The sequence below is a fragment of the Laspinema olomoucense D3b genome, assembly GCF_025370785.1.
GTDB lineage: Bacteria > Cyanobacteriota > Cyanobacteriia > Cyanobacteriales > Laspinemataceae > Laspinema > Laspinema olomoucense.
Genome location: NZ_JAMXFA010000002.1, coordinates 186,207 through 198,539 on the forward strand (window position 1 = coordinate 186,207; position 12,333 = coordinate 198,539).

Annotated in this window: 8 protein-coding genes; 3 read left to right on the forward strand and 5 right to left on the reverse strand. The window is 45.7% G+C overall.

What is annotated here, in order from left to right; translation table 11 throughout:
* Window positions 1-111 precede the first annotated feature (111 nt).
* From NG792_RS02055 to NG792_RS02075, 5 genes are all read right to left on the reverse strand, one after another.
* Complete coding sequence (locus NG792_RS02055; RefSeq protein WP_261199997.1) at window positions 112-2,379, reverse strand: GumC family protein; 2,268 nt, start codon at window positions 2,377-2,379, stop codon at window positions 112-114.
* Between the two features lie 120 nt (window positions 2,380-2,499).
* The gene (locus NG792_RS02060; RefSeq protein WP_261199998.1) at window positions 2,500-3,162 is read right to left on the reverse strand and encodes a DUF4114 domain-containing protein; all 663 of its coding nucleotides are present in this window, start codon (window positions 3,160-3,162) and stop codon (window positions 2,500-2,502) included.
* 17 nt (window positions 3,163-3,179) lie between these two features.
* Window positions 3,180-3,599, reverse strand: a complete 420-nt coding sequence (locus tag NG792_RS02065; protein ID WP_261199999.1) for a hypothetical protein — start codon at window positions 3,597-3,599, stop codon at window positions 3,180-3,182.
* Window positions 3,600-3,622: 23 nt separating this feature from the next.
* Window positions 3,623-5,326, reverse strand: a complete 1,704-nt coding sequence (locus NG792_RS02070) for a ribonuclease E domain-containing protein (RefSeq protein ID WP_261234327.1) — start codon at window positions 5,324-5,326, stop codon at window positions 3,623-3,625.
* Between the two features lie 683 nt (window positions 5,327-6,009).
* A complete protein-coding gene (locus tag NG792_RS02075; RefSeq protein WP_261234328.1) occupies window positions 6,010-6,894 on the reverse strand; it encodes a ParB/RepB/Spo0J family partition protein in 885 nt (294 codons plus the stop codon).
* 1,104 nt (window positions 6,895-7,998) lie between these two features.
* On the opposite strand from NG792_RS02075, the gene NG792_RS02080 reads away from it, so the two are divergent.
* The 3 genes from NG792_RS02080 (at window position 7,999) to NG792_RS02090 (ending at window position 12,134) form a co-directional block, all read left to right on the forward strand.
* Complete coding sequence (locus NG792_RS02080) at window positions 7,999-9,489, forward strand: hypothetical protein (RefSeq protein WP_261234329.1); 1,491 nt, start codon at window positions 7,999-8,001, stop codon at window positions 9,487-9,489.
* Window positions 9,490-9,570: 81 nt separating this feature from the next.
* A complete protein-coding gene (locus NG792_RS02085) occupies window positions 9,571-10,566 on the forward strand; it encodes a pentapeptide repeat-containing protein (RefSeq protein WP_261234330.1) in 996 nt (331 codons plus the stop codon).
* 56 nt (window positions 10,567-10,622) lie between these two features.
* Entirely contained in the window at window positions 10,623-12,134 is a 1,512-nt protein-coding gene (locus NG792_RS02090; RefSeq protein WP_261234331.1) for a phytoene desaturase family protein, read from the forward strand.
* Window positions 12,135-12,333: the final 199 nt, after the last annotated feature.

A 12,333-nucleotide genomic window follows, 5' to 3' on the forward strand; every position in this document is an offset into this window, starting at 1 on the left:
TTTAAAATAAAATTTTGCATTTTAAAAATTTTATGGGCTAATTATTTCATACACTTCCTGTAATATTTCGTGAATTAATTGTGCCTAAAACTGAAAAAGTACAAAACCAATCTAGCGTGAAGAAGTTTGAGTTTCATTAGGTGCATAGTATCGTTCATAGTAGTTATAGGAAGTCGGTAAATATTGTTTAACGCCATTGGCGACTAGGCCCAGGACTGGGGTGCGAGACATTTTTAATCCATCAAAAACTTCTCGTAAAATAGCCCGATCGCTTTTACCCATACCGATCACCATGACTAAACCATCGGTATGAGGTGCTAAAAACTTAGCATCGGAGATTGCCCCTAATGGAGGGGTATCAAAAATCACTAAGTCAAAACTCGTTTTAAACTCTTCAATTAACTGTTTCATGCGTTGAGACGAAAGGAGGCGAGCGGGATCTGGGGGGATTTGTCCTGCAGTTAAAACATATAAATTCTGATTAACTGCCGACTGCTGAATGCTGTCTTGAGCATTGAGAGAATCCGTAGAAATTAAATTGCTTAATCCCCAGACATTGGGTAAATCCATGCGGCGATCGATTTGAGGACGACGTAAATCTGCATCCACTAATAAAACCCGATTTCCCATTGCTGATGCAGCTTCAGCCAGTTTCATTGAAATTGTGGTCTTCCCTTCGGCTGGCAATGTAGAGCTGATTACAATGGACTTGAGGGGCTGATCCGGACTCATAAAATAAAGGTCGGCATGGAGAGAACGGAAGGCTTCAAAAAACTGAGAAAATAGGTAGCCGCCAGATGCTTGAACTAGGTTTTCTCCATCAGAGACCGTTAGGCTCTCTTTCAGGTCTTTTTCAAAGGGAATGGTTCCTAAGATGGGGAAGCCCATATAATCTTTTATGTCTTCAACAGAATGGAATTTTGTATCCAGTTTTTCCGCTAATAAAGCCGCCCCAATTCCTGCCATTAAACCCGCAATCACCCCTAGGAGTAAACTCCGAGACAAATTGGGTGAAATGGGAAAAGTGCCAACTTCAGGTTGCGAAATCAGTTGCCAGGGCATGGCTTTTTGAGCGGATTCAATTTGAAGATTTTCTCGAACGGCTAAAAATCGATTTAAACTTTCGGTTCCTAATTCCAGTTCTCGCTGTAAGTCTGTGTATTGACGCATTAACGTCGCTTGTTCTTGCATTTGCTGTTGCACAATCGTTTCAGCTTGAGCGATCGCCCATTGTCTCGCCCGAGTTGTTTCCATCAAATTGACGGTTTCTATCAGCTTTCCAGTCAAATCATTCCGCAGTGAGTTAGGAGTGGATAATCCGCGAATATCTCCCCGAATTTGAGAGACGTTGGGTCCAAGAACTAATAAAGCTTCCTCTTGCAATAAAGGTAATAAACTATTCCGTTCATCAATCAAAGCTTGCATAGCGGGACTTTGCGCCGTAAACCGAGTAGACTCTCGCGCCAGTTTTGCTTCAATTTCATGAAACCGATTCAATAAATCTTGATAGCGAGGTGCTTCACTCAGGGAGGTTGCTAACATCGCTTGTTCTAGTTCCAACCCTAACTGCCCTCTTAATTTCCCGTAGAGGGCTTGCGCTTGCACGAGCTGGGATTCTGTCTGTTGTCTTTCTTGGACCAAACTTCCAATCTGCTGAGATAAAATCTGTCCGCTTTGTTCCGGATCAATTAGGTTATAGTGTTGGCGAAATTGTTCTAAGTATTCTTGAAGGGTATCGACTCTCTGTTGCAGCCGAGGCAACTGGGTTTCTACAAATTCCAATCCTTGACGTAGGGTGGTCTGCTGCTCCATTTCAGAATAATGAATGTAGCCCGTTGCCAACTCTTTTAAGATAATTTGAATTTTTTTTGCATCGGTGTCCTGATAGCGAATATCTAATATTTTGGTTAACTTCAATCTTCGGATGCTTAAATTCGCTATAAACTCGCTAAATTCCAATTCTGGATAATTTTGTTGGATGTTGGTGAAAACAGGATTAAGGACGGGGCCGCTTAAAAGAACTTCCATTTGAGTTTCATAATCTAAGCTTTCTCCTTTTCCAGTATTTTGAGTTAAAGCTTGATTAAGTTGTTCAAGATTATCCTGTCCTTTAATCGGTTCCACTAACAATCTAAAATTTCCCTCATAAATCGGGGTTTGGGTCAAGACTTTCACCAAAACGCCACAAGTTACAGCGATGCTGACTCCGGCAAATATAAAAATCCGGCGGCGGGCAACGGAGAGCAAATGTCGAAGATTTAGAGCATCAGCATCATTATTGAGAGGAGGTAATATCGTTGCAGGTAAAGGAGTTTGAACGGAAGGGGATGCCCCCTTCAACTGCTGAAAGAAAGGTGGAGAGTTACCATCGATATCCATGATTTCAACGTCAGGAATAACTAGAAGTGTGAGGAAGGTAAGATTTTTTTAATTTTATAAGCGAGCCATTATTGTCAATCCCCCAACTCACTAACCTCTGGGTCAGAGAGGGGCGGGATTTCACTGGGATGTTTCTTCGTTATCAAAGGGACAGTCCAAATTTCCGCCCACTTGAATAATAAAATCATCAAAATCCTGGTCCTCCAATGCTGGATCAACTAATAAAGAACCTGTGTCATCCCAGGATAAGGCCACTCCTCCAGTTCCGAGAGTGGAAAAGTCTCCTTCAAATCTGAGTTGCTTATTCCCGCCTGGGTTTCGGCTATTCATGGAATATAGAATTCCGGCAGAACGACCATTTAACGTAGATTCTAAGTAAAATAGATAGGGCGTATTAGCCTGAAATTTAAAGGCGACTAAGGGTTGAGGAACAGCATTCCCTGGAGTCCCTTTAAAATCATTGCTGACGCTCTCGCCGGAATTGTCCTCGTAAGTAGATTCAGCTTCGACACTTTGTACCCTATCGGCGGGTTTGACTTCAACAAGCAAAGGGGTTTTTTCGCCCGTTTGTAAATTCATTACTCCAAAAGTGGCTTGATAAGCCCCGTTGGATTCGATAAATTCAAACTCTACAATAGTCTCTAAGTCAAACACGATTCCGGTATTATCAAATTGATTTTCACCCGTCGCTTTGACTGATAGGGGATTGAGTAAACCGAGGGCGGACAAAGAAGCAACTGCTCCTAAGAACCAGCTGGTTCTGAACCCGATTTTACCTAGCATAGCACAGTTCCTCTTCACTACCAAGTTCTTAAATTTTGAAGTGCCTTAAGTTTTTCTTCTTCAGGAATGTCGAGAAGACTTAAGAATGTTTTTGTTTCTTCCAGTAATCGGTTGTATTGAGTACATTCTGAACTGATGCAAATTCCCGAATTTTCTGGGGGTCTTCTGCTAAAGCGCCGAGGAAGATTTTCAGCTTGTTCTACAGAAGCAACACAAGCCGAATAAGCCTCTTGTAAAGCTTGATATAGCTCTTGGGCTTGAATTAAAGTTTGGGGATCGAGTTGGCTTTCAATCTCAAAGATAGGGGCGGTATTGTTCCAACTATTCGTTCCCGTACTATCTGACTGCTGTGGGGGATTTGCCAGGGCGCTGACAATCCAAAATACAGTTCCCACAGTAGATGCGGCGATCGCCCCTTTGATTCTGATATTAACCATAACCACTGCTCCTATTTCATTGACTAAAATCTCCAGCCTAAACCCGCCCCTAAAACAAATCTGGGTCCATCCCCAGCCCCGGCTAGATCTCGCACCGCCGGGGTAATCACAAAGGGAATATTTTTAAAGGGGGCAATGGAAGCACCCACAGCCAAATCTTGTCCGGTCCATTCTGCAATGACACTAACAGGTTCTATCACTCGCACGGCCATACTTCCAAATACATTAATGCCATTGCGCTCGTCTTCCAGGGCATCTTCAGTTTGGAATTGTCCATTGCCCACTCCAGCAGTAATGGCAATCCGACTTAACGGGGAAGAGAGAGATTCTTGGGTATGAATTATTTTCGTAACCGTGCCATAAAGTGAGTTCTGGACACCATCATCTTCTCCAAGAAATAGAAATCCATTCCATCCAGCCGCGATCGCCCAGTCATTGGCAAATTGACGATGGACTTTGACATTAAAGCCGCCCGTACCGATATCGCGATTGTTCCCAAAGACACTGGCTAGAGTATAGCTCACTTCTACCCCAACGAGATCCCGGGCATCACCAACCCCAAAGCCAATGGCGAGAGCTCCATCACTATTGTCAACAAATCGGGTGCGAGATTGATAGGTCGCGGAAATATACCCGGTGTTGCGATCTGCGCCATATCCCGTAGGATTGAAGATACTCAGAGCGGGTGAGGCTTCGATACTGGGCTGAATTTCAGCGCTTTCTTGAAGTTGCTGTACCTGCTCTTCAATTATTTGAATTCCTCGCGGATCGGGGCGATAGAAGGGGGTTGGGTTAGTGGATCGCCCGGGGGTGGAATTGCCTGGGGATTGGACCAGTGCGATCGCCGGTGCGGGATTGTTCGCTTCCCCTGAGTCCATTGGTAATAAATCTCTCGCACTTCCTAGGCTTGCAGAATCGCTCTCTTGAACCACTTGGGGAACCTGAATCGGAATCGACTCGGTAGCGATCGCCACAGAGTTTACCGGCGGGGGGGGAATCTGCGGAAGCGCTAACTCCTGACCCTGAGCGGCTTGAACAACGGGTGGAATCTCAATCCGGGGTTGACTCCATTTGGGGGTCGAGGGAACGGCGACGATTTCAGAAAAGGAATTGTCTGGATGTTCCTGCACCGACACCCAATTTATAGGCTGATCGCTGCTCACATTTTCTACTCTAACTCTGGGCTTCTCACTAATTTCTGTGACCACAGGGGTAACAGGTGCAGCCGCAGGAGTGAGAGAACCTCCTTGCTCCTGCATTGCCACTGGTGCTCTGGGTGGCGGTGAATATCTAGGGACGGAACCTTGCTCTAACAAAGGCTGAGAAGCGATCTGCTCGGGAGGTGCAACATTTGCCCAAGGAGAAGCGGCACTAAACTCAGGAATGAACAAGGGAGAGCGCCTAGGGCCTTCTAAACGCAGTTCCCGAACAGTTTCCCCTTTTTGAGACAGTGGTTGGCCCCCAGAGGGTTCAACCCGAGCGATCGCCGTGGATGCGATCGCAGATGAGTCAATTTCCGGGGAATTTTCTGGTGCGGAAGGAGTAATTTCCGTTGCGGGTGTTTCTACAAATTTTGTATCTTTAGCCTCTTGTGTCGGGGGTATTTCATCCGGTTTCAAACTCAGAGCGAGTTTCGCATTAGCGCGATCGGCACTTTCAGTATTAGACATTGAAGTTGCCAAAAAGGCCACGGTAAATAATGAAGCCGTTGCTAGTACAAGTCTCATAAGGTCACGTGTTCTCTTAAGTTGATATAAATAATAGACGCAGGAAATACCCATTAAATTAAATCCTAAAACCCAGCAACTCTATTCCCTCTTGTTCTTTGTTCTGAGTTTAGTTAATGACTCATACAAGGGAGAGTCTATAGCTCCGGAAATGTTCCTGCTTACTACAAAAGTTTCCTTGTTTTACAGTATTAGCACTTTAACTATTTTGCCCAGAAAGTGAATAAATTTCAAAAATAAGACACCCTTTATTTTATTTTATTACTTAATTATCTCAATAAAATAGTAGCTATAAATACCAACCAATAAATGAAATACAGATGATTTTTATTAGGGTAAGACTCGGCGAAATTTAGACCTTTAAGCATTGAACAGCTACTCAAACAAGTGCTATATATTGGACGAGAGTTCCTAAAGCGACACTTACAGGATTAGAGGAAGGGGGCAAGAAACTGTATTGCTTGTCCCCTTCCTCTTATATCATGTTTGCTGGACACCCACACTGACCTAACCCCCTTTCCCCACATCCTTGTAAAGAATGGGGGAAAAGAGGAAGAAATGTTTTTTTAAGTTAATCCACTGGACTTGCTATAAGAACAGAGGAACTGCTTAAAAAAAGAGGAGGACTGGATAAGATTATACTCCCTCCACTCGGAATCCTTACCTGAATTCTGCAAAGTTTTTTATTGCTCTTCCTCAGACAACAAGAGAGTGAGTTTCTTCAATAACTCGTCTATTTCAGCCCGCTTATTGGGATTGTTCCAGGCTTTAAAGCGGCTGAAGCGTTTGGAGATACTGTTAATTTCCGTTTTTAACTGGTCTTCTTCTTTAGGAATTTTCTTTTCTTTGACTATTTTTTGCACTTGTCGCAGAGAGAAAGATTGGGCGATCGCAGCTTCTAAAAGTTCGACTCGTTCCTCCTTAGACCCCAACTTAGCAATTTCCTTGGCTTTTGTGTATTCGATGCGACCCTGGCGTAACGCTTCAAGAATTTCAGGAGACAGTTTAAGCAGAGGAAGCCGATGAGTTCTAAAGGCTTCAGTAGAAAGTCGGCCAATACTTTGAAAAATAGCTTCAATTACTTGCTGCTCTTCCTGGCGGACAGCGCTGTCCGCCAGCCCTCTTTTTACTTTAGCCATTTGATTCAGTAAAGATATTACTGCTTCTCTATCCTTTTCTAGCTTCAGTTCTAGTAGTTGCAAAATTCCCTCGGTTTCTTCCACCGGGTTCAAATCTTCCCGTTGTAAGTTTTCCATCAAGGCGTACTGGACAACTTCTAAGTCGCTAAGTGTTTGAATGACAACGGGTACTTCACTGAGTCCCGCTGCTTTGGCTGCTTTATATCGGCGTTCCCCCGCAACTAATTCATAACGACTTTCTCCAAGAGGCCGCACAATAATCGGATGAAGCACTCCATGTTGTTTGACACTCTTGGTCAGTTCCGCCATTGCAGTTTCATCGAAGTAGCTTCGGGGTTGGAACTGCGAACGGGAAAGCTGGCTAATTTTCAGTTTTTCAGAAGCAGGGCAATTTTGGTGAGAAAGATAGGGAATATTTTGGGGGTCCATGTGGTTGCTAAAAAGTGAGTGGGCATCGGTTAACAACAGTAGAATCTATGCCATGACTTAAGGTACATCATGCCAGTAGGTGCAAGAGTCAGCTAGACTGACTGGGCGGCTATCCTTCTTACCCGGTGGGGAGGAATTTCGCTTGGGCAGAGCACGCAGATAAATACAAAATCTTTTCAGACTAGATCTGCGATAGTCCGGACAGTTTTAGAAAAAAAAATTAGATAGCGCGGCTTGCAGTAGTTTGTCATTGAACCCCAGTTGCACCGCTCATCTGTGCGTCAATTCAAGCCTGTGGCATCGCTTCGCTTTAGATGTCCCTGGCCGACTTCTTCACATGGTTCTTGGCTTGTTTGGTTACCAACAATTTAGCTTGTTTATACAACTATAGAAGCTTGATAGTATAAGTTATATATAAAATATTTATAAAGTATTTTTTGAGAAAATTTTTCTATCAAAGAAAAATGGGCAGTTATACAATATCAAACAGAATTAAAATTGCAAGCTGTTAAAATCATTCCAGCATTCATTTTTGACTGTGAAAAATTTTAGATTAATCACTAATTAGTGTGAATTATAAAACCGCTAAAACTTGCAGTATTTTTATGTTATGGCATCATAAAATGTTAACGTTATTAGTGCGGACTTATAAAATTTGGTAAAGGTAATTATAAATTATATTCTCAGCATTTTATTCATGAAGTGATGTTTTGGTGAAGTGGAGTTTTTATAAAATTTGGGGACAAGGGTGAGTAGGGTGATGAGGTTCTGTGGGAGAGGAAATAGGGGGACAATCAGACCAATATTGGTCAAAATTGCTGCGCATCGCTCTATCAGTTTCATATTTTAGCTCCCTCACCCCTGTTAGTTATAATCTATAGAGACAGAGGAATTATCTGACTACGGCGATGTTATTGCGATCGCATTGTAAGACCGATCGCCCGAGAGAGACCTCCGGTTTTTTAGGATCCCGAGGGGTAAAACCCCTCAGTGACCTAACCCATCGGTATCCTCAAAAGTATTCCGGTTCAGAAACCCGCTTTTCTGGCAATAGTAGGGACTTTCACCCCAATTTATCCCAGAGAAATCGGGTTTTCTCCCTTCATGAGCGAGGATACCGCAGACCCCTTATCCCAGGGTGGAGAAGAGGCGATCGCCCATGAAAGGGACAGTTCCCTGGAGAAAAGTGAAAAAATCTTTAGTCCCCCTCCATCTCATGCTTTAATAAGTAACTGTAACCCTGTGTCTGTAGCTTCTTTTCCCAGTCAACCTCAGTCCTTAATTGGCAATACATATCTGGAGGCCAATATGAAAAATTTACAGTTGCTCGATGAAACCATTCGGAACTTAGAGCAGGAAACCAATCTAACCCGCATTAAAAAATTAATGCTTTGTGTGTGTCAGGGAAGATGGGAAAATAATGCTGACTTACTAGCGGCTTTGAACTTACGGGACTTAATTATTGAAGTATGCGAAGTAACTGGCAGTTTAGACAATCTTAAATTTTCTTTAGATGGAATTGTCAGTAATATTAATAAACCGCAACAATATGCTTTAGTGGCACAAATTTTAATTTCTAATCTAGGTAAATTTTATGATGATGGTTTAACTCAGCCGGGACTCTCAGAGTTTCCAACCCCTCCCGATTTAGCAAATACCCTGGTCATTGTTTCTGATTTTACCAATGAAACTGACTTTGACCTTCCGACTCCACCGGAAGCACTGGGTGCCATCACCGGAGAAAAAATCTTTGATTTGCGGCTCAAAGTCGTTCAGCATACGAGTCCATTACGGGCAAAAATCCTCATCTTCTCGGCACTTGATCGCCTTTTTGAATTTAATCGGGATGAAGACTGGCTCAACTTAAAAAAAATCCAGCTTGACGAACTGTTACAGCAAATTTATGAACTCTGTCCCAGCGTCGAAGCTCTGGAATCTCACTTATATGAAACTGCCAAAAATCTCCCGGAAGCGGATGAAAACTACCAATCTGCTGGCGTGATTGTGCAATACATGAGGCCGTTATATTCCCCCATCGGGAAACTGCCACCCCTGCCCGACTCGCTCTCTCCCGGGAGCGATCGCTGGAATGCTCTGCCTGAAATAGAGGGGGCCGACGAAGACAGCAGTGCCAGTCACGGCTTCATTCCGGATGACGACGATAATGATTACAGTGAGATTAGGGAAGAAAGTGAGGACGGTAGCGATATATTGAGCGAAGTGTTACCGCCCATCTCGCTGAATTTCGAGAGTCTGAACAGAAGCGATCGCAAATTTTCGTTAAACGCCCTCAAAAAAATTGATCCAGTTCAACAAAAACAAGAACTGGAGAAAAAACTAACTCTTAAAGTCAACCAGAGTGTGGAAGAAATTGTTCAATTTATTGAAAACCGCTTAAATCATCTCGAACGGGAAATTAGCGACGAACTCGAACCTCTCGATATTGAAGACGGAATTTCAGTCAAATATGAAACGATGGGAGATTTTATCACTCAAGTCAAACAGGCTACTTCTCAATTCCTGGAACTTCTGATAAACTTAGAAGAAGCGGAAAGAAATCAACCCATTGAGCGAGAAGATAACTCGACGTCTTGAAATGGGTCCGGATAAAGAAGGGCAACCCTAAATCTAGGGATTAATGTCAGGGGAAAAAGCGGGGAAAGAGGGATAATGTTGATGAATGTCGAAGAATTATTGCGGCGCTATACAGCCGGAGAAACCAATTTTAACGGAGCCAGTCTCTGGGGTGCGAACCTGCGCGGGGCGGATTTAATTGGGGCGAAATTACGGGGAGCGGACCTCCACGGAGCGGACCTAATTTTTGCCTACTTGAGCCGAGTCAACTTGAGTGCAGCCTACCTAGTCAGTACCAAACTCAGTGGTGCTAATCTTAATCAAGCCAATCTCTCCGGGGCAAATCTCAGTGATGCGGACCTACATGGGGCGACTCTCCAAGGCGCCGATCTTCGCAAAGCGAACCTCAATTTAGCTAATCTACTGGATGCGAACCTCAGCGATGCGGATTTACGCGGAACGACTTTGAGCGGGGTTTGTTTACGCGGGGCCTGTTTGCGCGGGGCCAACTTCCGGGAGGAACGGCGAATATACAGTGCGGCGAATTTGCGGGGAGCGGATTTACGGGGAGCGGATTTGCGCGGGGTCAACCTCAGCGGTGCGGACTTGACGAAGGCGGATTTAAGTGGGGCAAATCTCACCGAAACGAACTTGCGCGGGGCGAATTTAGAACGGGCGAAAATGGCCGCAGCGATTGTTAACGGAGGGTTTCTGAGTGATGCGAATCTGTCTTATGTGGATTTGAGCGGGGCTTGTATGACAAATGTCAAGCTGGAACGAGCGCTGTTGGGCGACGCGAATTTGGAGGGAGCTAAACTGGATATGGCAATTATAGCCGATGCCAAACTGGGGAAAGCCAACCTATCCGGGGCGAATTTAACCCGGGCGAATCTATCGCGGGTGGATTTAAGTCGGGCAAATTTGTCTCATGCGCTCTTGAACGAGGCGAATCTATGTGAGGCATATTTGGCGAGAACGAATTTAATGCGGTCTAACTTGACTAAAGCCAGCTTAATCCGAGCAGAAATGAGTGGCGCTAATACTGCCGGGGCGATATTTAGCCACACGACGATGCCAAATGGAGATATGCAGAATTAAACTGAGCGCCCATTTTTAGTAGAACCGTGAGTGAGTAGTCCAGGGAGAAGAGGCAGATGACAGAGTATGATGCGATCGCCATCGGCAGTGGAATTGGCGGGTTAGTCACAGCAGCTTTACTCGCTCGGTATGGCAAGCGCGTGCTTGTTTGTGAGAGTCATGCGATCGCCGGAGGTGCAGCTCATGGGTTTTCTCGCCAGGGATTTCACTTCGACTCCGGACCCTCCTTTTACTGCGGACTGGGAGATTCCCAAAGCCTAAACCCCCTGCGCCAAGTCCTGGAAGTTCTGGGAGAAGCGGTGCAAACCATCGCCTACGACCCCTTGGGACATTATCATTTAGGGGACATTATTCTGCCCATTTACGGCAGTTGCGATCGCTATCGGGCAGAAATTGCTGCCATTACCCCCGCTGGAGCCAAGGAACTCCAGCGGTTTGAACGGCGAATGTTGTCCTTGTATGACGCCCTCAAAAGCATTCCTACTTTAATCTTGCGAAGCGATCGCAAGCTGTTACCCGTTCTCCTGTCATACTGGCCCGCCTTGCTCCAATTACTGCCCCATCTTCGGGAGATTCAAGGGTCCGTGGGTCAAATCCTTGATCGCGATGTGAAAGACCCCTTCGTCCGGCGTTTAATCGACCTAGAATGCTTCTTACTCTCTGGATTCAAAGCTCACGGCACGATCGCCCCAGAAGTGGCCTTTATGTTCGGAGAACGCAGTCGCAGCGCCATCGACTATCCGATTGGGGGGAGTACCGCCATGATCGAAGCCCTAGTGCGGGGATTAACCCGATGGGGAGGGGAACTGCGCCTGAATGCTCATGTGGAGCGCATCTTGGTCCAGGCGGGGCGAGTCACCGGGGTGCGGCTGCGAAATGGCACCATCCTCAAGGCCCCCATTGTCATTTCCAATGCCACGATTTGGGATACCTATACCCATCTGCTTGCGCCGGAGGACCTCCCGGAGTCCTACCGCCGTCAAGCCTTAGAAACCCCGGTGCTGGATAGCTTTATGCACCTGCATTTGGGGATTAAAGCCGAAGGATTAACTGGGCTGACGGGACATCATGTGGTGGTCCATGATTGCGATCGCGACCTCACCGAACCGGGGAATACCTGTATGATTTCCATTCCCTCGGTCTGGGATCCAAAGTTGGCCCCACCGGGACATCATGGGATTCATGCTTATACGATGGAACCCTACCAGTCTTGGCAGTCCGATGTCAGTTATAAAGCGCGGAAGCGACTGCGAGCACAATCTTTATTTCGAGCCTTAGAACGGATTATTCCTGATCTACGCGATCGCATCGTCCTGGAACTGATTGGGACGCCCCTCACCCATGCCAAATTCCTGCGGCGAGATCGAGGCACCTATGGTCCGGCGATCGCCGCTGGCAAAGGAACCTTTCCCAGTATTCATACCCCCATTGCTGGATTATACCGAGTGGGGGATAGCACCCTTCCCGGCATTGGGGTTCCTGCGGTGGCAGCATCGGGAATCCTCTGTGCCAACACCCTGGTGGAACCCGAGCAAACCGCACAATTACTGAAAAGTCACCGGACTTGACTGCGAGACCCCCCTCGGGTTTTGCAGGGTCTGGATTCTTTACTTCACTGGAGCCATAAGCGATAATCAAATAATGCTGATTCGGGAGTTGGATTGGGCATTATAGGTCTGAGGCTCCCCCAGTCCCGCAACGGGATGATCGAGCTGACAAAGGCACCCGGGATCAGCAGGACCTCAACCCTGGGGTAATCCCCTGGGC